Origin of the sequence: Mesorhizobium sp. M0185 (assembly GCF_040322175.1) — a bacterium.
GTDB lineage: Bacteria > Pseudomonadota > Alphaproteobacteria > Rhizobiales > Rhizobiaceae > Mesorhizobium.
In genome coordinates, this window is record NZ_JAMYSY010000006.1 from 38,199 (window position 1) to 60,027 (window position 21,829).

Sequence of the window (21,829 nt, forward strand, 5' to 3'; positions counted from 1 at the left end):
TATCAATCGATTTCAGTCGATTGGAGAGATCGCCGGAACCAGAGCCGCAGTCAACTGAATCAAAGTCTCAACGCCTTGATTCAATATCTCAGCGTCAATGCGCCGGGCAGGATCTCGAAAGTCGCTGGTATGCGACCCGGCGATTCGCCGTCTATGTCGATCAGCGCGGCGTTCTTTTGCACATCGCCGAGCGGCTCGACAACCACTTTCTTGCCGCGCAGGATGGTGATCGCAGGATGGTTGCGGTGCCGCCCGCCATAGAGCAGGCGGATGTCCCAGATCAGCTTCAGCTTGCCGGCGGCGCGCAGGATGACGATGTCGAACTCGCCGTCGTTAAGCTCGGCGTCGGGCGCGATCATCATGCCGCCGCCGAAGAATTTGCCGTTGGCCACCGCCACCAGCGCCATGCGCACCTCGACCGGGGCACCGTCGTCGATGGTGATCGCAACGTCCTGGAAGCGGTAACGGAGGAATTCCCAAACCGTGCGCCAGTAGAACAGCGCCTTGGCCGAAACCTTGCCCTTGCGCTTGTCGGCATTGACCGCGCGGTCGGTGGCGCCGGACAGCCCCAGGCTGGCGATGTTGATGAAATGGCGGCTGGCCAGCGCGCCATGGTCGTCGACATAGCTGATGCAGCCGGCATCGACCTTGCGCGGCTTGGCCCCGGCAATCCGCTTCAGCGTCAGATCGACATTGTTCGACAGGCCGAGCCCGCGGGCGAAGTCGATGCCGGTGCCGCAAGGCAGCAGCCCGAGTTCGGCCGTCCGGCCGCTTTCCCGGAAAGCCTTCAGCAGCCCGTCGGCGACTTCGCTGGCGGTGCCGTCGCCGCCGGCCGCGATCACCAGCTCGAAGCCGATGGCGGCAAGGTCGAGCGCCAGCCGTTCGGCATCGCCCTCGGCCTGCGTTTCACGCAGCTCGAAATCGCCGAAATGTCTTTTCAGCGAAGCCGCAACCTCGGGCCAATGCCGCTTGAGCCTGCCGCCGCCGGCGATCGGATTGAGAACCACCGCGACCTTCAAGCCTGCCTCCCCAAGGCCATCGAACACGCCTTCCAATCATTTGCCGGCATTGAAGCCCGCGCCGAGCCGCGGGGCAAGGGTCGATTACCCGACAATGCGGCTTCGGCATCGAGGCGGCAAATCCCGACCGGCGGCGGCAGAGATCGGAAAGTCGCTATTTTGGCAGGGTCAGTCCCCGATAATCCCGCTATCCACAGGCATGCGGCAGTTCCGCCAAACGCTTATCCGACGTACGTTAAAACCCATCTCAGGCGGCTACCGATCGCCACGCCGAAAGGCAAAGCGGAACGGCGGATTTCCTGAGGCCCGTACGGCCCTGAACGAGAACAGGCTTGCTTGTTGGAGGGATGGACGCCGAGACCTACGGGGCCGCGGAAAGCGTGCGAACGCCGACGGCGGACCGATGCTGCCATGAAGGACGGCAAAAACCTTCGATGGCGCGCTGGGCAAAGCTCGCAAGAGTGGAGACCGGCGTGGTCCGGAACGGACGCTGCCTTCGGGCGGCGACTGGCAGGACCGTCAAAATCAAGGCCGGCATGGCGCGACATCTTTCGGGAGTTGCTGCCGCGACCGTGTCCTGATCTGACAGGGAGGCGCTGGGAGAAATCCCGGCGCCGACTGTCTTTGTGGCCCCGCCTGACGATTTTGCCGGCGACGCTTCACGCTGCGCCAAAATCAGCTACTATCCATTTGCCGTCGGGGGCCGTTTAAAAGGGCTGACGGCAGGGGGACATTTCATGACGCTCATCCAGAAGCTTGCTGTTGCCTATGCTTTCCTGTTCTTCGGCGTTGTTGCGATCGGCTATGTGCCGGCTTTCAACGACGCCGGCGGCAATCTGTTCGGCCTGTTTTCGCTGCAGTGGTATGACGATTTGCTGCACGCCTTCTCCGGCGTCTGGGCGCTGGCCGCCGCCTTCATCTCGCACCGCCAGGCGGTGTTCTATTTCAAGCTGTTCGGCTCGATCTATCTGTTCGACGGCGTGCTCGGCCTGGTCACCGGTTCCGGCTGCCTCGATGGCGGCATCTTCATCAACGGCTTCCGCTCCCTGAACGACATCGAATTCCCGGCCCGCTTCTTCGCCAACCTGCCGCACATCGTCATCGGCGGCTTCGCCGTCTACGTCGGGTTCTGGATGTCGAAACGTGTGTACGACCATTTCGCCACGGCCTGACCGGCCATGTTCCTGTTCCGCTGGCTGAAGCGCATCATCAAGGCGATCCTCTGGCTCGTCGTCATTGTCGTGTTGATCCCGATCGCCGGGCTGGCCTACGGCTTTCTCACGACGCCGTCGCTGGACACAACGCCATTGCCGGGCGTCGCCGAGGGTGCCCCGCCAAAGGCGCTGGCCGACAAGATCCGTGCCGAGATCCCCGGCTACCAGCGGCCGGAGGAATCGACCTTTCTTACCTATCCGGAATGGGCCATCGTCTACGCCGCGCGCGAATATGCCGGCTTCGTCGACAAGAACCAGCCGAGCGGTTTTCCCTATCTCTCCCATATCGGCCGCTTCTGGCAGGACTATGCGATGGTCATCCGCGCCAGCTCCACCTACAAGTTCAACCTCGACAACCACCAGATGCTGGTGGTCATCGGCACCAGTCACACGATCGAGCACGCCATCCAGTGGGCCTATGAAAATACGATCGGCCGCGTCACCGAAGCGACAGCCGGCAAGCGCACCGCCGTCGACATCTACCAGGCCAAGGTGGCGGCCGATTATGCCGGTTTTCTCGACCAGGTGCCGTGGTACCAGTTTCCCTATGCCGAAAAGCGTGCCGGCCTGTTTGCCGTCCAGCCGGCAGCGGACGACAGCGCCGTCCGCACCAGCGAACGCAAGCTCGCTTTCGGCCTCGCCGACACGATCAAGCAGGGCTATGCCGATCTGATCAAGTCGGCGCTCGCCGCCACCACCGATCCCGCCTTGCTCGATATTCATGTCTGGGCCAAGGGTCCGGTCGGCGAGGTGACGCGCAACGAACCCGACACCTTGCTTGAGCGCGATCTCGGCGCCGACGGCGCGATCTTCGTCACCAGACGCTATCAGGTGTTCACCGACATGATCCCGCGCCTGATCGGCAAGGGCGTCTCCTTCGTCGAGATCGGCGGCAATGACGAGATCATGGTCACCATGCTTTCCAATGACGAGATCAATGTTCCCGAAGGTGCACGCACCTTGTTCAGCTACCCGCTTCCGGCGGAACCTTCGACGCGCCGCACCGGCCTGACCGTCGCCGTGCGCAAGCTGCACATCGTTCTGCCGGCGCTGATGACGGCGGGCGCCAGGCTCGAGCATGTCTACGATTACTGAGGCCTTTCGGTCACAGCCGGCCTCGGCAGGACGTTGCGTGATGCTCCGTCACGCTCATTCCACAATCGCGGCCAAATCCCGCCTTGTTCCGCAACGATTGATGATGCCGTAGACACGTTGTCTTGCGCACATGTGCCAGGCAACTCGGAGGGACACGACCGTGATCAAGACCGCCCTTGTCGCCATGACCATCGTCGGCTGCGATTGCGACGCCAGGCTTTGCGAATATATCGGCGAGACGCCTGCCAAATGGTCGACCATCGCCGAATGCGAAGCGGCGATGAAAAGCCAGGTGCTGCACGAGCGCAATTTCGACTATCCGCTGGTCTCCGGCATCTGCCGGACACAGAACTCGTCTTCGTCATCGCAGCTCGCTGCGACCGCTTCCGAGCCTGAATTGACGACGGCCAGTACGGCCGCGACAGACCCGCTGCCACCGGAACTGAGCCATCGGCCCAGTGCTGCGGTCGGAACGCAGGCCACGGCGACGGAAACGGAAGCCGTCCGGCCGGTCGCCTATGAAGCGGCGGTCGATGGCGGCCGCGCCGTGCTCTACCGCACGAAGGCCGGCTACGCCGTGGTCAAGACCGATCTCGGCCGCGCCGCATCGGCAACGATCGGCATCGCCAGGCGTTCGGCGAACTGGCTGGCGGCGAAGCTGCCTGACGGTCTGTAGCCGCCGCTTCAGGCCGTGCCGATCAGTGCCTTGACGGCGCGATAAAAAATCGACGAAAACAGCTCGCCCGGATCGTATTGCAGCTTCTTCGCCAGGAAGGACGGCAGTTCCGGATAGGAGGCAAGCAGTTCCTTGCCTGTGTAGTGGAGCTGGTAGGGCAGAAAAAAACGCCCGCCATGCTTGATCGTCACGTCGATCAGCGCCCTTGTCAGCGCCCGCATCCTGGCATTGCCGTCGGCGTTTGTCGGCTGATTGATGTAGAGCACCAGCGAATAGGCCGGCTCCGGCGCATAATTCAGCGCCACATCCTCCTTGTGGACGATGCGCACCGAGGCGTTGAGCACCGGCAGGGTCTGGTTGCGCAGGATCTCGCGCGCTTCCGCGATGAACGGGTTATAGGCCGCCCGCGGGATGAAATACTCGTGCAGGATGTCGGTCTCGTCGAGCAGGTCGTTGAACAGATAGGGCACTGAATCGTGCATCGGATTGTTGCGCGTGACGAGGCAGGCCTCGCCCTCGGCCATTGCCGCCGTCCGCGCCACCGTGCAGCTCTCGAATTGCGGCTCCAGCGTCTTTTCGGTGAACCATTTCAGCTCCTGGAACAGGCTGCCCCATTTCGCCAGGTTGATGATCACCCGCTTGAGCCCGACCGAACCCGGTTCACCGATTGCCGGCTGGTCGGCCGGCGGCTGGTCGGCCACCTTGTCATAGCGATAGACGATCATATCCTCGAGGAAATTGCCCGGCGCAGTCGACAGATGCCCATAAAACAGACCGATCGCCCTGTTTGGCTCCAGAACCTCGGCGAAGAACGTCGGGAAATCGTCCGATTTGATGATCTCGCGCGAGGTCCGGTAGACGGCGTTGTCGACGATGTCGAGTGTCGCCTCCAGCACCACGCCGAACAGGCCGTAGCCGCCGACGACGTGGCGGAACAACTCGGTATTTTCGGCCGGTGAGCAGGTCGTCACCGAACCGTCCGCCAGCATCACCCGCATCGATCGGATCGAGCCGGCGACCGAGCCGGCCTGGTGGTCCATGCCATGCGCGTTGACTGACAGCGAGCCGCCGACCGAAAAGATGTCGGTCGACTGCATCGCCTTCACCGCGAAGCGCGGGTGCAAAAGGTTCTGGATGTCGTGCCAGCGCACGCCCGGCTGCAAGGTGATCGTCTTCGCCGTCGGGTCGACACTGACCTTGTTGAATTTGCGCATGTCGAGGACCAGCGCGTTGTCGTCGAAGGCGTGGCCGCCCATCGAATGGCGCACCGCCGCGACCGAGACCTTCAGGCTATTGGCGCGGGCAAGGGCCAGCGCGCTCGCGATGTGGTCTTCCTCGCTGACTTCGATAACGCCGTAGACCGGTGTCATCGACAGGCCGCTGGCATCATTGATATCGCCGCCCTTGGTCAGCCATGGCAGCGACGGATCGTAGGCTGGCGGGCCCTCCAGCGGCTTCTGCGCCAGGTCGATCCCATCAATGTCGGCGATGCGCCCGGAATTCTTCTGCCCCGACGGGCCGCGCGCCAGGCGCGCCACGGTCGTCCCGCCCCACAGCATCGCGCCGCCGACCACCGCCGCACCCAGCAGCAGCCGCCGCGACAGGCGAAACCCCTTGCGTTCCTCGACCATAGCCCCACCCCACTGTCCCAGGAATAGCGCCTGATGGCGACAAAAACCAGTTGCCAATCAGACGTTCGGCGAATGATGATCCGGTTTGTCTGGCGGAAATGTCGAAAGCAGTCGCACCATGAAGCTTGCAGCCCGTACCGCGCTTGCCCTGCTGCTCGCATTTGCTCCGGTCTCAGCCGACGCCCAAAGCGGTGAGAAGGGAGTCCTCGGTGTGGCAAGGGACGATCCGGAGATGGCGGCGGCGATTGAGCAGGCCCGCGCCAGCCTGGATGACTTCCTGATCCTGTCCGAGGCGCCGCCGTCCGGAACAGCCACGTTCAAATTGAAGGTAAGGATCGAAGACGGAACCGCGACGGAACATTTCTGGATCATTCCCTTTCACCGAACGGCGAGCGGATTTGCCGGAATTTTAGCAAACGAGCCGCAGGCAGTGCACAACGTCGTCGCCGGCCAGGAGATCGAATTCACCCGGGACGAAATTTCGGACTGGGGATACACCAAGAACGGCCATCAGGTGGGCAGCTTTACCGTCTGTGTGATGCTCAAGAAGATGTCGAAGGAAGACGCGGACTATCTCCGCGACAATTACGGCTTCGACTGCTAATGTCCGAGCGCGAGGCGCTTTAGCCGCTACCCCGCCTCCTCGTCCTGCGCCCCAATCTTGCGCACCAGCGCCGCGGTCGCCAGGATCGTGGCCATGTCGGCGATGATCGGCGCAACATGCTTGACATAGTCGAGCGGCACAGAGATGTCCGGCAGCTCGAAGAAGTTCTTCGTCTGCGGAAGCAGCAGAAAGCCGTCGCTGCCGTTGAGCGCGACGCGTGCCGGTTCCTTCGGCCATGTTTCGCCAAGCCATTCGAGCGCCTGCGCCAGCCGGCCGGTCACCAGCGGCCGCGCCGCCTCGATATTGTCGGTGCGGAACTCGTAGGCGGCATCGAGCTCCGGCATGCCGCTGGATAGTTCCTGCATCTTGCTGCCGAAGATGCCGCGGAAGAAGCCGACGGCCTTGTTGGTCCGGCGCGCGGCCACCAATATGCCGGGGAACGGCACGATTGTCTCGAAGGCGACGATGACGCCCTTGAACACCGCCGTCGTGCTCTTGCCCGTCCCTTCCCGGAGATCTGCTTCGTAAAGCTCGAACGCAAACCCCTCATAACGGCCGGAAAAAACATCATCGAAAGATTGCCGGTTGAACGGACCAACCGTCTCGCGCGGCAACCGGTCGAACGAATTCGGCTTGACGTTGTGCCGGTACCGCATGTCCTCGATGAAGCCGAAGATGATCGGCAACAGCGTGCTGCGAAACGACTGCTGCAATTTGCTCGCCGGCTTGATCGCCTGGAAATAGAGCAGGATCGCCGCCAGGAATCCGCCGATATAGAGGAACACATGCGGGGTCGAGAACCACTGCTCGTTGGGGTCGGCAACCCCGTTGAAGAGCCAGGCCACAAGCGCCACGAACACCAGCACCAGCCCGATGAAAAGTGGCACCCGCCAGCGCGTCCGGCGATGGGCCGAAGCTCGTTGCGCCTCATAGGCCTCGATGTTCTTCCTGAGGCCGGCGATCACCGCTTCGCTCGGCATGAAATCCGCAGTTTCCATCACCCACCCGCCGCCACAAGCCTGCCCGCGCTGGGCATGATAGCCGGTTTGGTGGACCGCGTCAGCGCACGGCACCGAAGACCGCATCGAGGCGGGCTAGAACCCTTTGCCTGGATTTTCCCGCCAGCGTTTCAACCGGGACCAGCCGCTCGTGATCGCCGGCGCGCAGCCGCATGAAGGCATGCAGCCGGTAGGCGGCGATGGCCCCGCGCGTGCCGGGATCGTCGCTGATGTCGACGACGAGAATGGCGCCGACGCGGCCGGGCCATGGCTGCCGCGCGAAGGCGGTGCCGATGAAATCGCCGAGCCCATAGGCAACGAGTGTCTTGCCGATCCGCTCGATCGGCTGCACGACATGGGCATGATGTCCGGCGATCAGGCCGACGCCATGTTCGGCCAGAAGTCGCGCCATTGCCCGCGTCTTCGCACGTGGAAAATGCCGGAATTCCCAATCCCAATGCGGCACCGCGCAGAGGAGGTCGACACCCGAAGCGGCAGCGTGCGGCCATTGCGTCGGATCGGCTTGCATCGAGACTCGGCCCGCGAACTGAGCCTCGTCGGTATTGCGCCACAAGGTAAAGGCGGCAAGGCCTATGGTCAGCGAACCAACCGCAAACCGCTCGACCGGAGCCGCAGTGCCGATCGTGCGGATGCCTAATTGCTCCAGCGCGGCGACGGTCTCGTCGAAGCCGGCAATACCCTGGTCGAGCACATGGTTGTTGGCCAGCGACAGCACCAGTTTTTCACGCGAAATGCCGGCGGCGGCCAGCGCCTCGGCAAGGAACCGCTCGCTCATCGCGTGGTGCGTGCCAAGCCTGGTGCCCAAAACAGCGCTCGGCCGCTCCACCACCGGGCTTTCGCAATTGCCGACCACCAGATCGGCCGAGGCAAGCAGTGCCGCAATCGCCGGATCGCAGTCCGGCGCGCGGCGATTGGCCACCGCCGAGATATCGCCGACGAAAGCCAGCCGCACCGTCCGCGCCGGCAGTGGTTCGAGCAGGGCTGCGGCCGCCGGAGCAAAGCCGCGCGCGTCGCCATTGAGCGAAGGCCGGAGAAAACGCGGCAGCCACGACAGTTTGTAGGAAAGCGGATAGTTCGACACGCGACGCCCAATCGTTTGCCTTGTGTAGACCGTCCGCCGGATTGATTGAAGCGTCGACTGTTGTGGGTGAACCGCAGGCCACAGGCGCAGCGAACCAAATGCGTGTATGATCCACTGCGGAGCGACAAAGGGGCGATCACGATGACGCGTTTTTCCAGGCTGGTGGCGTGCGCCATCATTCTTCTCCTGCCGCTGGCTTCACCCAGCGCCGCGGCTCCCGAAGCGGCGGCCCTGTTCGAGGCAAAAATCGTAGCCGAACGCGACAGCGCTCTTGCCGCTCTGGAAGCCGCCGCGCCAGGCGATCCGGCAGCCGCCTACGCCGCCGGCGCCGGCGAATTCTTCACCGCGCTGGAGATCCTGGCCGGCGGCCTGCACCGCCACGGTTTCGACAGCCCGCAATCCTTCATGCTGCCGCTGATGCGGCTGCCGGTGCCGGACAATGCCAATCCCGAGCCGCTGACCTACGAACAATTCCGCGCCATTCTCGTCGCCTTCCGCGACCGGCTGGAGAAATCCGCAGCCACGCTCGGTTCGGTACCCCCCGACGCCGACATCGGCATGGTCATCGACCTCACCCGTCTCGGCATCGACGTCAACGAGGACGGCACGATCGCGCCGGACGAGAGCGCCGCCGCGATCATGGCGTCTCTGTCACGCGGCGGTGGTGCGCCAGACGCGGCCGCACCCGCCCTCACCTTCCGCTTCGACCGCGCCGACGGCTATTGGCTGCAGGGCTATGCCGAGTTCCTGATGGCGCAGGCCGACTTCTGGCTGGCGCATGATTTCAGAAACACGTTCGACGGCTCCTTCCACATGCTGTTCCCGCGCGCAAAACTGCCGCTGCAGGATACGCTCGTGCCGCTGGACGGTGGCACGAATGGCGGCATCCTGACGTCCGAATGGCGACTAGCCGACTTTATCTCCCTGGTGCATCTCATTAACTGGCAAGTGGTCGAGCCAGAGCGCCGGCAAGCGGCACGCCGCCATCTCATGGAAATGATCCGGCTGTCGCGCGAGGACTGGAAAGCCATCCGCGCCGAAACCGACAATGACCGCGAATGGCTGCCGGGGCCGCAGCAGAAAGGCACCAGCCCGCTGACCGGTCTCGAAGTTGGTGAGCAGCAGGTACAGGCCTGGCTCGCCGCCCTTGATATGGCCGAGGATCTTCTGGAAGGCCGCACCTTGCTGCCGCATTTCCGCATCGCCGACAAAGGCATCAACATGAAGCGCTTCTTTGATGAGCCAAAAACCTTCGACCTGGTGCTGTCGATCACCGGCCCGGCCATCGCGCCCTATCTCGAGCGCGGCAAGACTCTCACCAGCGAGGAGTTCAACCAGATCCAGCGCCAGTTCGGCGGCGCCGGGTTTCTGACGTTCGCGCTTTGGTTTAATTGAGCGGCGCACTTCGACGTTGCTCCTGACAGCCTACTGTCAGCAGCCAAATTGCGCGCGGCACCCTTCACCACTCCGCTCTTTCCATTTTGGCCGATACCTCCCATATTCGGGGCCATGGCCAGACTCTCCGACAAGAAAACGCCGCCGCCGGCGAATGACGAGCGCGCTTCGCCGCCCAAGCGGCGCAGTCCGCTGACCGATTTCCTCGATGCGTCGGAGCCCCTGTACAAGGGCGGCTTTGCCGAGGCGCCGCAGGCCGAGTTCACCGGCGCGCCGCTGACCGGCTCGATCGCCGACTGGGCCGAACAGATCGAGCAGGAAGCCGAGAAGGAAGGGCGTCAAATCTCCCCCCTCGAGGGGGAGATGTCGCCGAAGGCGACAGAGGGGGTCGGCAAAGGAAGCGCTCGGCATCAAGGGTCGCCGAGCACTGCCGCACCGACCCCACCCGGCGGCTCCGCCGCCACCCTCCCCTCGAGGGGGAGGGAAGGCGCCAAGTCTGCCAAGAAAATCCCGGAGCGCTCCTCTTCTCCCGGCCGTACGGCACGCGGCACCTCGATGGGCGGCGCGGCTTCGGCGCGGGAGCGCACTGCGGCCGGTCTCAACCCTGTCGCTGGCCTCGATGTCTCCCTGGAAGAGGCCGAGACCATGGCCTCGGGCGGCGTCACCGCGACCGTCGCGGCGCTGTCGGCGCTGATCGAATCCGGCAATCCGCTGCACAAGGACGGCGTGCTGTGGACGCCGCACCGCCCTGCCCGGCCTGAGAAATCCGAAGGTGGCATCGCCATCAGGATGGTCTCGGATTTCGAGCCGGCCGGCGACCAGCCGACGGCGATCAAGGATCTCGTCGAAGGCGTCGACCGCAACGACCGCACCCAGGTGCTGCTCGGCGTCACCGGCTCGGGCAAGACCTTCACCATGGCCAAGGTGATCGAGGAGACGCAGCGCCCCGCTCTGATCCTGGCGCCCAACAAGACGTTGGCCGCGCAGCTCTACTCCGAGTTCAAGAAATTCTTCCCGGAAAACGCCGTCGAGTATTTCGTCAGTTACTACGACTATTACCAGCCGGAGGCCTATGTGCCACGGACCGACACCTACATCGAGAAGGAATCCTCGATCAACGAGCAGATCGACCGCATGCGCCATTCGGCGACGCGTTCGCTGCTTGAGCGCGACGACGTCATCATCGTCGCCTCGGTGTCCTGCATCTACGGTATCGGCTCGGTCGAGACCTACACGGCGATGACCTTCCAGATGCAGATCGGCGACCGGCTCGACCAGCGCGCGCTGCTCGCCGACCTCGTCGCCCAGCAATACAAGCGCCAGGATATCAATTTCGTCCGCGGTTCGTTCCGGGTGCGCGGCGACACGATCGAGATCTTCCCGGCCCACCTTGAGGATCGCGCCTGGCGCATCTCGCTGTTCGGCGACGAGATCGAGGCGATCACCGAGTTCGATCCGCTGACCGGCCAGAAGACCGGCGAGCTGAAGAGCGTCAAGATCTACGCCAATTCGCACTATGTGACGCCGCGGCCGACCTTGAATCAAGCCATCAAGTCGATCAAGGAAGAACTGAAGTATCGCCTGCAAGAGCTTGAAAAGGCTGGCCGCCTGCTTGAGGCGCAGCGGCTTGAGCAGCGCACCCGCTTCGACCTGGAGATGCTGGAGGCGACCGGGTCCTGCGCCGGCATCGAGAACTATTCGCGCTATCTGACCGGCCGCCAGCCGGGCGATCCGCCTCCAACCTTGTTCGAATACATACCCGACAATGCGCTGGTCTTCGTCGACGAAAGTCACGTCACCATACCGCAGATCGGCGGCATGTATCGCGGCGACTTTCGTCGCAAGGCGACGCTGGCCGAGTATGGTTTCCGCCTGCCGTCCTGCATGGACAACCGGCCGCTGCGCTTCGAGGAATGGGACGCCATGCGCCCGCTCTCCGTCGCGGTTTCGGCGACGCCCGGCGCCTGGGAGATGGAGCAGTCCGGCGGCGTCTTCGCCGAGCAGGTCATCCGCCCGACCGGCCTCATCGACCCGCCGGTCGAAGTACGCCCGGCCAAGACGCAGGTCGACGACGTCGTCGGCGAAATCCGCGAAACCACGAAGGCCGGCTACCGCACGCTGGTCACCGTGCTGACCAAGCGCATGGCCGAGGATTTGACCGAATATCTGCATGAGCAAGGCATACGCGTGCGCTACATGCACTCCGACATCGACACGCTGGAGCGCATCGAGATCCTGCGCGACCTGCGCCTCGGCGCCTTCGACGTGCTGGTCGGCATCAACCTGCTGCGCGAAGGCCTCGACATTCCCGAATGCGGCTTCGTCGCCATTCTCGATGCCGACAAGGAAGGTTTCCTGCGCTCCGAGACATCGCTGATCCAGACGATCGGCCGCGCCGCCAGAAACGTCGACGGCAAGGTCATCCTCTATGCCGACCAGATCACCGGCTCGATGGAGCGGGCAATGGCCGAGACCAACCGCCGTCGCGAAAAGCAGATGGAGTGGAACGCGGCCAACGGCATCACCCCGGAATCGGTCAAGTCGCGCATTTCGGACATCCTGGACTCGGTCTACGAGAAGGACCATGTCCGCGCCGACATTTCGCAGTTCACCGACAGCGCCGGCGCGATGATGGGCAACAATCTGAAAGCGCATCTCGACGCCCTGGACAAGCAGATGCGCGACGCCGCCGCCAACCTCGATTTCGAGAAGGCCGCCCGCATTCGCGACGAGATCAAACGGCTGCGCGAGATGGAACTGTCCATCTCCGACGATCCGCTGGCCAAATATGCCGACATGGAAAGCCCGGTCTCGGGCCGCGAAAAGGGCAAGCACAACAAGGGCGTGGCCAAACATCGTACGGCTGAGGAACAGGAGCGTTTCCGCAAGCTCGACGAGGCACGTGCCGCCGAAGAGGCGGCCCGGCCCAATCTCTTCCGCAAGCCGGCGCTCGACGAAATGGGTGCCGATGGCACCGTGCCGGTGAAGAAGCCGCTGTTTTCGAAGCCCTCGCTCGACGCCATGGGGCCGGGCACGGATATGCCGACCCCGGCCGGCGCAGTGTCGCGTTCGCTGTTCAAGAAGCAGTCGGCCGAAGAGGCGCACGGCTCCGATTTCGGCATCCCGGGCGAACCGACCAAGCCGCTGTTCAAGAAGAACTCGCTCGACGAGATGACCGTGCGGCGGACGGAAAAGCCGGTCGAAGGAAAGGTGCCAGCGAAACCACAGCCAATCTCCCCCGGTGTGGGGGAGATGCCCGGCAGGGCAGAGGGGGGCGCGAAGGAACGCAACGATTCCGCCAAACCCATTGTCCGCCAGCGCAGTGGTATCGGCTCCTACGAAGACCCGGCCGACGCCCGCCGCGAAGAGCGCCGGCCTGGCAAGACGGGGCGCCCGGGACGCTAGCGAGCTTCCCTTCTCCCCCAGGGGGAGAAGGTGGATCGGCGCGCAGCGCCGAGACGGTTGAGGGGTGCTGGACGGATCGCCGTCGGTGCCAAGCTGGAGCACCCCTCATCCGACCGCTTCGCGGCCACCTTTTCCCACAAGTGGAGAAGGGGGAGCCTAGCCACTTGCCATCGGCCCTAGCCTTGGTGTAGCCAGTTTCTACAACTCGAACGTCTTGAAAGGAGGGCTGCGTGTATTACGACCACCACCGTCAGCGCGGCCCTGTCTCTGCCCTGCGAGCTTGCTTGCAGGGCTGACCAGAGACGGTCCGGGTTTTCCCGCTTCGATTTTCTTGGTCTGCCCTTCGTGGTGCTGCAACGCTGAGCCTGATTGCCAGCCTGCGCACCGTCAAAGTGCATTGAACCGGAGCTCACTCCGGCCAGACCAGAGAAATCGATATGGCCCTGATCAGCCTCAAATCCCTCGGCGTCACCCTGAATGCGCCGCTGTTTTCCAACCTCGACCTCACCATCGGCACCGGCGACCGGCTCGGCATCGTCGCCGCCAATGGGCGCGGCAAATCCACTTTGCTGAAGTGCCTGACCGGCGAGATGGAGCCGACATCAGGCGACATCACCCGTACGCGCGGCCTGCGCGTCGGCTATGTCGAGCAAGTCGTCCCGGCAGCGCTGGCCGGGCGCAGCTTCCAGCAGGTGGTCGCTGATGCCTTGCCGGCCGGACAGGTCGAAAGCGAACAATGGCGCGTCGATGTGGTTCTTGACTCGCTTGACGTGCCAGAACCGATGCGCGGGCGGCCAATGCAGGCGCTGAGCGGCGGCTGGCAAAGGCTGGCGTTGATCGCCCGCGTCTGGGTCACCGATCCCGACGTCCTGCTTCTCGACGAGCCGACCAAATCACCTCGATCTCGGCAAGATCAGCCAGCTCGAGACCTGGCTGAACGCGCTGCCACGTGAGGTGCCGCTGGTGATTGCCAGCCACGACCGCGCTTTTCTCGATGCTACGACCAACCGGACGCTGTTCCTCCGCCCCGAACAGTCGCCGGTATTCTCGCTGCCCTATTCACGAGCCAGGGACGCATTGAGCGAAGTCGATGCCTCGACCGAGCGCAAATTCCAGCGCGACATGAAAGTGGCGCAGCAGCTGCGCCGGCAGGCCGCCAAGCTCAACAATATCGGCATCAATTCCGGCAGCGACCTTTTGACGGTCAAGACCAAGCAGCTCAACCAGCGGGCCGAGCGTCTGGAAGAAGCAGCAGCGCCGGCACACCGCGAAAGATCGGCGGGCGCGATCAAGCTCGCCAATCGCGGCAGCCATGCCAAGGTGCTGATCACGCTCGACGATTTGGTGGTCGGAACACCTGACGGCACGGTTCTGTTCAGCACCGGCAAGCGCCACATCTGCCAAGGCGACCGCATCGTCCTGCTCGGCCGTAACGGCGTCGGCAAGTCACGGCTGATCGGCCTGATCCGGAACGCCATCGTCGAGCCGGAAACGGCGGCGCAAAGCCTGAAGGTGACGCCGTCGACCGTGCTCGGCTATAGCGACCAGGCATTGTCGGGCATCGGCGGCGACGACACGCCGCTGGCGATGCTCTCGCGCAGATTCGATGTCGGCGAGCAGCGCGCCCGCTCGCTGCTGGCGGGCGCCGGCGTCGGCATCGACATGCAGGAGCGCAGGATCGGCGTGCTGTCGGGCGGACAGAAGGCGCGGCTGATGATGCTGGCGCTGAGGCTCGCCAATCCCAATTTCTATTTACTCGACGAGCCGACCAATCATCTCGATATCGATGGTCAGGAAGCACTGGAAGCGGAATTGCTGGAACATCAGGCGAGTTGCCTGCTTGCCTCGCACGACCGCTCCTTCATCCGCGCGGTTGGCAACCGCATCTGGCTGATCGAGAAACGGCGATTGACCGAGATCGACAGCCCGGAGGAGTTCTTCCGGGAGGTTGCCGAAGCCGGCGGCTGAAGGCTTGCGGAAAAAAATTCCGGCGCTCTGTCGGATGATGATCGCATGCCACGTCCTTGGGTTGCCGACACGGTGATGCCGGCGCCAATCGAGGAGAAAGCATCATGTCTATTCTGCCATCCATAGGTCACGCCGTGACGCGTTACTCGGCGGCTCGCGCCCGTTATCGCAGCGAACGCGCCATCCTTTCATTGCCGATCGAGCTGCGCAAAGATATTGGCTGGCCGGAAATCGTCGTCGACGCGCAGAACAGCCCGCGGATTCGCATCGAAGGTTGAAGGGTAGCAGATAGCCGTCGCGGCAGGCGCCATTTCGAATCCAAAAAACCATCGGCCGTGTAGGATCGTCGCCGTTCCGTTCGTCCTGTGGTTCGCAAAGGCAAACCAGACGCAAAGAGGAGCATGACATGAATGACCAGCCGCAGACCCAGCCCGCCGCCAAAGTGCTTGGCGGATTGACGCCCTACCTTCAGCTGGACGGCGCTTTCAAAGCCGCAGAATTTTACCAAAAGGCCTTCGGTGCCGAGCAGGTCTTTGCCTATCCGCCGGACGAACAGGGCCGCACCATGCATATCCATCTCCACATCAACGGTTCGACCCTGATGCTTTCCGACTTCTATCCCGAGCATGGAATGGCCGCTGTGAAGCCGCAGGGCTACACTATGCAGCTCCATCTCGGCAGCGAAGACATCGACGCCTGGTGGCAGCGAGCCGTCGAGGCGGGGTGCGAGGAAGTCGTGCCGTTGCAGGTGATGTTCTGGGGCGACCGCTGGGGCAATATGCGTGATCCGTTCGGCGTCGAATGGGCAATGAACGCACCGGTGAAAGCAGCTTAGCATTCCACACAGGCTGTGTCTGAAATCACCTCTCCCGCTCCAGAGGGAGAGGAAAACGATCGCATGGAGGAAGTCAGATGTCCTATGTCGACGGTTTCGTACTGGCCGTGCCGAAGGCAAATCTCGATGCCTACAAGAAAATGGCGCAGACGGCCGGCGCCGTCTGGAAGGAGCATGGCGCGTTGGCCTATGTCGAATGCATTGGCGACGACGTACCCTATGGCGAGCTCACCTCGTTCCCGCGCGCCGTGCAGGCCAAGGAAGACGAGGTCGTCGTCTTCTCCTGGGTGGTCTACGAATCGCGCCAGAGCCGCGACGCGGTGATGGCCAAGGTGATGGCCGACCCGCGCCTCAAGTCGGACTGGGAGACCATGCCGTTCGACGGCAAGCGCATGATCTTTGGCGGTTTTCAGCCCTTCATCGAGCTGTAGGCGCCCCTCGATCAAGTTTGTCGTGCAGCGGCTTCAGCCGGTCGCCATAGCGCTTCCACAGGTCGACCGAGCCCTGATACATCGGCTGGCGCACTTGCGCAGCCGACGCCGTTCGCACCGGCCGGTCGGTCTGGTGGAACGACAGCACGGCGTCGTCCCACGGCAGGCCGAGATGGGCGATCAGCGCCCGCGACTGGCCTTCCTGGTCGGCGACGAAATCCTCGTAGCGAACGTCGTGCACGACATCAGGCAGCACGGCGTGCCAGTGCGCCATGATGTCGGTGTACAGATTGTGGAAATCGGCGAGCTCGTCGAGATCGTAGCCGTAGCGATGGCTGTCGCCTCGGAAGTGCACCTTGTAGATCGACAGGCAGGTCGCCGCCGCATCGCGCGCGCAATGGATGATCTTGGCCTTCGGCAGCATCAAATGGATGAAGCCCACCAAGAGGAAATTGCCGGGCATCTTGTCGGTGACGTGCCGAGAACCCGGATAGCGGGCGTGCAGCATGTCGAGATAGGCCTGGCCGGCCTCGGCATAGGCCTTGTCGGGCATGTCGGCGATGCCCCAGGGAAAGCCGCCCTTCATGCTGAGCGGAAACTGCTTGCCGACCGCCGTCTTCAATATGCTGAGCTCGCCGGCGCCATAGACCTGCGGATGGCTGGCGATGATCTGCTCGACCAGCGTGGTGCCGGAACGCGGCATGCCGACGACGAAGATCGGCGTGTCGTCGGCTATCCCGCTCGGCCTGTGCCTTTCAAAAAAGGCCTTGTCGAACACCGCCTTCATCGCCTCGAACTCGCCGCGCGTCTTGCCGGCGTCGTAGTCGATGCCCTGGCGGCGGATCGCGTTGCCTTCGGCGAAATAGTCGAAAGCGCGGCCATAATCCCTGAGGTCGTCATTGGCCTTGCCGAGGCCGAAGGAAAGCTGCATGCGCGCCAGGCTGCCTTGCGGCGCCTTGGCGTGCTCCGCCTCCATGCGGGCAAGCTCGGCGTCGCGCTCCTTCTGGCGCTTGACCTGTGTAAGCATCAGCCAGGCCCTCGCCATGCCGGGGTCCACAGCCAGCGCCTGCCTGAAAAGATCCGCAGCCTCGTCGAGATTGCCCTTTTCCATCAGCCCGACACCCAGGCCGTGCAAAAGATCGGCATCCTTCGGCCGGATCGTCAGCGCCTCGCGAAAAACAGCCAGTGCCTCATCCAGCCGGCCCGCTTCCTGCAGCGTTTCGGCAAGCCCGACGCGGGCGCGGACATGGAACGGGTTACGGCCGATCGTGCCGCGATAAATATCCTCGGCGCCTTCGAATTGGCCGAGCTGCTTCAGCGACGAGCCGAGATTGTCACGCGCCGCCAGCTGGTCCGGCCGAATCGCCACCACCTTGCGGAAGAGATCGGCGGCGGCCGCGACCCGGCCGAGGTCGCGCAGCACGGTGCCGAGATTGTTGAGGAAATCCGGATTGTTCGGTTGCAGACGCACCGATTGTTCGATCAGCGCCAGCCCCTCGGCGCTGCGCCCGGTCTGGTGCAGCAGAAGCCCGAGGAAATGCGCAGCAGCCGGGTGGTTGGCCTTTTGCGCCAGCACCTGTCGGTAAAGCGCCTCGGCTTCCTGCCGGCGCCCGGCCTGGTGCAGCTGCAGCGCCTGCTGCACGTGCTGGTCGAGCCCCAGCGGCGGCTGTCCGCCTGAGCCGTAACGTGCGCCTGCCGGTTGTCTCGGATCTCTGTTGATGGGAAACCTGCCGTGTTGTCCGCCTGCCGCGATCTAGGCCATCGCTGCGGCGCGTGCAAGAGCAGACGGCGGTCGCTACGAAGCAAAACTTCGAACCCGGGGGAGCCTACCGAAAGTCGGCCGGCGTCAGCACATACATGTTCCTGCGGCCGTGCGAGTAGGCTTGGCGCGCAATCTCTTGGATCGACGAACGCTTGGCGTCGAAGGCGCTGAGGAATTCGGCCTCGGCTCCGCTTGCAGCCGGGTTTGCCGCCGAAAGTGCCGCGACCTCGACAAAGAACGGGACTTCGAGCATGCCGTCATGGCCGACGAAACGAATGCGCTTGGCCGCCGCGTCATAGGAGCGGCTGGGATTGGGAAAATTGAGCGTCATGGCTTGCGCGTCAAATCAGGCGGTTGCTTTCGGCAAGCTGGCGCGCCCGCCGCGCCGTGCCGTCGGTGTCGGCAATCCTTCGCCTTGCCGCCTCGTCGCTTCTTATCGTGAGACGCGGCGACAAGACCTTTATCGGCTTTGCGACAGGACTGACTGCAACTGTCGGGACATCCGGTGTTCTTGCGGAGTTCATGACTCTCTTCCTTCCATTGCTAGATAAATACAAATGCCGGAGGAATTTTTTCGGAATTTCTTCAAACAATTTTTGAGGTGCACCGGGACCGTATCATCGTTCTGCAGATAACTATAGAAAAGTAATTTCACGTTGGTAGGGGTAAGAGGCCGAAAACTTCTTGAATAAGCCGTATTTTCAGACTAATGGTAAGAAACCGTTTTGGGTCATGCTTGGCCCCGCGGTGTCAGGGATTCTCGGCCCGCCAAACTTATCCAAATCGCCGACACCTGGTACCGCAATGCAGGCTCCGCTTCCGGGGCAGGCCGGAAAGAAACTTCAAGGCACGAGAACTTCAAGGCACAAGCGAGAACTTCGAGGCACAAGAATGTCTGCTCGCACCACCCATTCCATAGCGCATTTCGCGGCACCTTTCGTGCTTGGCGGGCTGGATGGCGTGCAGCCGGCCGGCGACTATGACATCGACCACGACGAAGAACTGATCGACGGCATGTCCTGGCCTGCCTGGCGCCGCGTCGCCACTTTCATCCATCTGCCGGCAAGGACAGTGAAAAGCGCGACCAGCCAGCTTGTCGCCATTGACCATGCCGAGCTCGACGCAGCGCTTCGGCACGACCAGGAGAATGTCACATGATCCGCTTCCAGCAGAATGCGCGGCGCACGGACACGCCGGCGCATATCTTCACCGTCGGCCAGACCGTCCGCATGAAGAGCCGCACCGGCCTTGCCCAAAAGACCGCGGAGCTGTTCCAGATCAAAAGCCGGCTGCCGGTCAAGGACGGCTCGCCGCAATATCGCATCCGCAGCGATCAGGAGACCTATGAGCGGGTCACCACGGAAGACAATCTCGAACCGGTCGACAACCCGGCCAACTGAGCCGACGCGCCGCAACGCTGCTTCACACGCTGATGATGCCGCAGATCCGCGTCGCCTGCGCATCTCCAACGGGAACGGCGCTGAGCTCTACGCCGGCCCCCAGATGGTGCTTATCCGGCCAGGCTGTAGGTCGGTGCGCTAGCAGGGCCCGTCATCGACGACGCGATAATCCGCCGCGCGGGCTTCGCATTCGTTGGGGAATGTGCGCAGTTCGCCATGGCGACGGGCACAGACTGGGCGGTATTCGCGGGTGCAGAATGTCTGCTCCTCACCGCTACCACCACCGCCGCGGCACTCGCCCTCGCGAATGATGCGGTATCCGGCCCGTTCGGCAAGGCAGGCATTGGCGAAGGTCTGGCGGTCGCCGCCGCGCCGGGCACAGACCGGGTCATATTGCCTAGTGCAGAATTGCGGCCCCGGCCGTGGCGGGCGCGGCCCCGGCCCCTCATCATCCACCACGACGGTGCAGGCTGCGAGAATTGCCGACAGGAACAGGATGGAAAAAACCTGCCGCGGAAAGATTGTCGCAAGAAACCGCATGAATGTTCCCTCCCTTGAAACTCCTGCCTGCACAAATGGTGCCTGGGTCAGGCCGATCCTCGTCATTCCGCTGCCAGATGCAACCCCTGTTTGCAACTGGGCGAGCCAGGGCGGTATTGCGGCGCAAGCCAAGACAGCACCTGCCCCGCTTGCTGGACCATGCCTGGGTGAAGTCTGGCCGATGACCGCGCAGAAAACCGGTACTATCGGTGCGATGCGTCGGGATGCCCCTGTTGGGGCCGCCCGCGGCTGTGTCTTGCAAGCATCACGTTTCCGTGCGATAAATTTTGTGTTCGGGCATTTGCGACCCGGAGAGCGGAACGTTTTGGACGACCTTTCCCCGATACTGTGAATCTCTGACAGCCCCGTTTTCGGCGGGGGGTTTTACCATGCGCCAATGCATGACTGCCGAAGCAACCACCGGGACTTGCCCACGGCGCCAGGCGGCGGGCGGAACCACCAAGACTGACACGGGTGAAGGAGTTTCCCCAATGGCCCAGACCGGCACCGTTAAATTCTTCAACGCTACCAAAGGCTTCGGCTTCATCACGCCCGATGGCGGCGCCAAGGATGTGTTCGTCCACATCTCGGCGATCGAGGCTTCCGGGCTCGCACTCTCGTCGACGGTCAGAAGGTCACCTTCGATGTCGAGCCCGACCGTATGGGCAAGGGTCCGAAAGCGGTCAATCTCCGCGCTGCCTGAAACCACAGCGTGCCGCGCGTCCTTTCGGGGTGAGGATGCTGCAAGGCTTTTGGAGTGAACTTGAATTCTGTAAAGGCGCGGCGGTTTTCGTCGCGCCTTTTGTGTTCCGGGATGCTTGCCCGCACCCGCAAAACTTTCTCTTGCCGATGGCACTAAAATAAAGGACAAATTTCCGTCCGGGCATTTGCCGGCCCGAGACTGGACTTGTGGGATCAAAGGAGCTTCCCATGCCGCAGACCGGCACCGTCAAATTCTTCAATCACGCCAAGGGCTTCGGCTTCATCACGCCGGACGACGGGGCAAAGGATGTCTTCGTCCATATTTCGGCCGTGCAGGCGTCGGGTCTTCCCGGTCTTGAGGATGGGCAGAAAGTGACATTCGACACCGAGCCGGACAAGCGCGGCAAGGGTCCGAAAGCCGTCAACCTGTCGATCGGCTGAACCACCCCCGGACAGAATGGACGTGGGCCGGTCTGGCCTGCGGTGTTTGCCGCACGCTTGAACCGCCCAGTTAGATGAACCGCCTGGTCAAATTTCGTTCAGCCCCCGTTCAGCCACGGTCGCATATTAATCTTCGTTAAAGCCGGACCGCATCCCCCGAAAACGACCCGGGCCGGCACGAAGGAGACCGACATGAACCGAATTTTCAAGACTGCCATCCTGTCCGCCGCGGTCGTTGCGACCACGCTTGCGACCTTGCCCGCGGCCAATGCCGACGAATGGCGCCATCACCGCCGCCACCACGGCCACGGCGACGCCGTTGCGGCCGGCGTGCTCGGCCTTGCGGCCGGTGCCCTGATCGGCGGTGCGCTCGCCAGCCCGCAGCCCCGCTATTACGACCCGGCCTATGATGATGAATACTACAGGCCTGCCCCGGTGCGCCGTTATTACGTGCAGCCGCGCGTGGCCTATGCCGAAAGCTATGCGGAGCCGTGGACCCGCGGCTGGTACGAATACTGCTCGGACCGCTACCGGAGCTTCAACGCCCGTACCGGCACGTTCACCGGCTATGACGGCGAACAGCATTTCTGCACCGCCAATTAGCGGAGGCA

The 21,829-nt window shown here is 63.2% G+C and carries 21 protein-coding genes and 2 pseudogenes; 15 read left to right on the plus strand and 8 right to left on the minus strand.

Annotated elements, in window-relative coordinates; all coding sequences use genetic code 11:
- Positions 1-80: 80 nt before the first annotated feature.
- A complete protein-coding gene (locus NKJ20_RS06955; protein WP_352450476.1) occupies positions 81-1,019 on the minus strand; it encodes a diacylglycerol/lipid kinase family protein in 939 nt (312 codons plus the stop codon).
- A gap of 737 nt (positions 1,020-1,756) precedes the next feature.
- Here NKJ20_RS06955 and NKJ20_RS06960 point away from each other — a divergent pair.
- The 3 genes from NKJ20_RS06960 (at position 1,757) to NKJ20_RS06970 (ending at position 4,004) form a co-directional block, all read left to right on the plus strand.
- Complete coding sequence (locus tag NKJ20_RS06960; protein ID WP_352743248.1) at positions 1,757-2,191, plus strand: DUF4383 domain-containing protein; 435 nt, start codon at positions 1,757-1,759, stop codon at positions 2,189-2,191.
- A 6-nt stretch (positions 2,192-2,197) separates the two neighbouring features.
- Positions 2,198-3,328 (plus strand): hypothetical protein, encoded by a 1,131-nt coding sequence (locus NKJ20_RS06965; protein WP_352743250.1) that lies wholly within the window; start codon positions 2,198-2,200, stop codon positions 3,326-3,328.
- A 160-nt stretch (positions 3,329-3,488) separates the two neighbouring features.
- The gene (locus NKJ20_RS06970) at positions 3,489-4,004 is read left to right on the plus strand and encodes a hypothetical protein (protein WP_352743251.1); all 516 of its coding nucleotides are present in this window, start codon (positions 3,489-3,491) and stop codon (positions 4,002-4,004) included.
- A gap of 8 nt (positions 4,005-4,012) precedes the next feature.
- Here the strand turns inward: NKJ20_RS06970 and NKJ20_RS06975 are convergent, their stop codons facing one another.
- The gene (locus tag NKJ20_RS06975) at positions 4,013-5,635 is read right to left on the minus strand and encodes an FAD-binding oxidoreductase (RefSeq protein WP_352450480.1); all 1,623 of its coding nucleotides are present in this window, start codon (positions 5,633-5,635) and stop codon (positions 4,013-4,015) included.
- A gap of 118 nt (positions 5,636-5,753) precedes the next feature.
- On the opposite strand from NKJ20_RS06975, the gene NKJ20_RS06980 reads away from it, so the two are divergent.
- Complete coding sequence (locus tag NKJ20_RS06980) at positions 5,754-6,239, plus strand: YegJ family protein (protein WP_352450481.1); 486 nt, start codon at positions 5,754-5,756, stop codon at positions 6,237-6,239.
- A gap of 26 nt (positions 6,240-6,265) precedes the next feature.
- Here NKJ20_RS06980 and NKJ20_RS06985 read toward each other — a convergent pair whose 3' ends face one another.
- Both NKJ20_RS06985 and NKJ20_RS06990 read right to left on the minus strand, forming a co-directional pair.
- Positions 6,266-7,237 carry a hypothetical protein gene (locus NKJ20_RS06985; protein WP_352450482.1) on the minus strand — a complete coding sequence of 324 codons (972 nt, stop codon included), beginning with the start codon at positions 7,235-7,237 and terminating at the stop codon, positions 6,266-6,268.
- Between the two features lie 61 nt (positions 7,238-7,298).
- Positions 7,299-8,339 (minus strand): CapA family protein, encoded by a 1,041-nt coding sequence (locus tag NKJ20_RS06990; protein ID WP_352743254.1) that lies wholly within the window; start codon positions 8,337-8,339, stop codon positions 7,299-7,301.
- Positions 8,340-8,480: 141 nt separating this feature from the next.
- On the opposite strand from NKJ20_RS06990, the gene NKJ20_RS06995 reads away from it, so the two are divergent.
- The 6 genes and pseudogenes from NKJ20_RS06995 (at position 8,481) to NKJ20_RS07020 (ending at position 16,373) form a co-directional block, all read left to right on the plus strand.
- Positions 8,481-9,734, plus strand: coding sequence for a hypothetical protein (locus NKJ20_RS06995; protein WP_352743256.1), 1,254 nt, complete (start codon positions 8,481-8,483; stop codon positions 9,732-9,734).
- Between the two features lie 114 nt (positions 9,735-9,848).
- Positions 9,849-13,139: an excinuclease ABC subunit UvrB gene (gene uvrB, locus NKJ20_RS07000; RefSeq protein ID WP_352743257.1), complete on the plus strand. Its 3,291-nt coding sequence runs from the start codon at positions 9,849-9,851 to the stop codon at positions 13,137-13,139.
- 437 nt (positions 13,140-13,576) lie between these two features.
- Positions 13,577-15,107, plus strand: a pseudogene (locus NKJ20_RS07005) (ABC-F family ATP-binding cassette domain-containing protein).
- A gap of 104 nt (positions 15,108-15,211) precedes the next feature.
- On the plus strand, positions 15,212-15,385 hold the full coding sequence (locus NKJ20_RS07010) for a hypothetical protein (RefSeq protein ID WP_352743259.1): 174 nt from the start codon (positions 15,212-15,214) through the stop codon (positions 15,383-15,385).
- A 128-nt stretch (positions 15,386-15,513) separates the two neighbouring features.
- On the plus strand, positions 15,514-15,942 hold the full coding sequence (locus NKJ20_RS07015; protein WP_352743261.1) for a VOC family protein: 429 nt from the start codon (positions 15,514-15,516) through the stop codon (positions 15,940-15,942).
- Positions 15,943-16,019: 77 nt separating this feature from the next.
- Complete coding sequence (locus NKJ20_RS07020; RefSeq protein ID WP_352743263.1) at positions 16,020-16,373, plus strand: DUF1428 domain-containing protein; 354 nt, start codon at positions 16,020-16,022, stop codon at positions 16,371-16,373.
- Here the strand turns inward: NKJ20_RS07020 and NKJ20_RS07025 are convergent.
- The 3 genes from NKJ20_RS07025 to NKJ20_RS07035 form a co-directional block, all read right to left on the minus strand.
- A complete protein-coding gene (locus tag NKJ20_RS07025) occupies positions 16,360-18,015 on the minus strand; it encodes a tetratricopeptide repeat-containing sulfotransferase family protein (RefSeq protein ID WP_352567997.1) in 1,656 nt (551 codons plus the stop codon). The two genes, NKJ20_RS07020 and NKJ20_RS07025, sit on opposite strands and share 14 nt — an antisense overlap.
- A gap of 184 nt (positions 18,016-18,199) precedes the next feature.
- On the minus strand, positions 18,200-18,466 hold the full coding sequence (locus tag NKJ20_RS07030) for a DUF1488 family protein (protein WP_352450489.1): 267 nt from the start codon (positions 18,464-18,466) through the stop codon (positions 18,200-18,202).
- A 10-nt stretch (positions 18,467-18,476) separates the two neighbouring features.
- Positions 18,477-18,659, minus strand: coding sequence for a hypothetical protein (locus NKJ20_RS07035; RefSeq protein WP_023678406.1), 183 nt, complete (start codon positions 18,657-18,659; stop codon positions 18,477-18,479).
- A 367-nt stretch (positions 18,660-19,026) separates the two neighbouring features.
- Here NKJ20_RS07035 and NKJ20_RS07040 point away from each other — a divergent pair, with 367 nt between their 5' ends.
- Positions 19,027-19,293, plus strand: coding sequence for a hypothetical protein (locus tag NKJ20_RS07040; protein ID WP_023678407.1), 267 nt, complete (start codon positions 19,027-19,029; stop codon positions 19,291-19,293).
- Positions 19,290-19,535: a hypothetical protein gene (locus tag NKJ20_RS07045; RefSeq protein ID WP_023678408.1), complete on the plus strand. Its 246-nt coding sequence runs from the start codon at positions 19,290-19,292 to the stop codon at positions 19,533-19,535. Before NKJ20_RS07040 ends, NKJ20_RS07045 begins: the two co-directional genes overlap by 4 nt.
- A gap of 138 nt (positions 19,536-19,673) precedes the next feature.
- Here the strand turns inward: NKJ20_RS07045 and NKJ20_RS07050 are convergent, their stop codons facing one another.
- Complete coding sequence (locus NKJ20_RS07050; RefSeq protein ID WP_352450490.1) at positions 19,674-20,075, minus strand: Kazal-type serine protease inhibitor family protein; 402 nt, start codon at positions 20,073-20,075, stop codon at positions 19,674-19,676.
- A gap of 491 nt (positions 20,076-20,566) precedes the next feature.
- Between NKJ20_RS07050 and NKJ20_RS07055 the strand changes: the two are divergent.
- From NKJ20_RS07055 to NKJ20_RS07065, 3 genes and pseudogenes are all read left to right on the plus strand, one after another.
- Positions 20,567-20,778 (plus strand): annotated as a pseudogene (locus NKJ20_RS07055) (cold-shock protein).
- A gap of 227 nt (positions 20,779-21,005) precedes the next feature.
- Positions 21,006-21,218, plus strand: coding sequence for a cold-shock protein (locus NKJ20_RS07060; protein ID WP_006202521.1), 213 nt, complete (start codon positions 21,006-21,008; stop codon positions 21,216-21,218).
- 192 nt (positions 21,219-21,410) lie between these two features.
- Complete coding sequence (locus NKJ20_RS07065; protein ID WP_023678410.1) at positions 21,411-21,821, plus strand: BA14K family protein; 411 nt, start codon at positions 21,411-21,413, stop codon at positions 21,819-21,821.
- Positions 21,822-21,829: the final 8 nt, after the last annotated feature.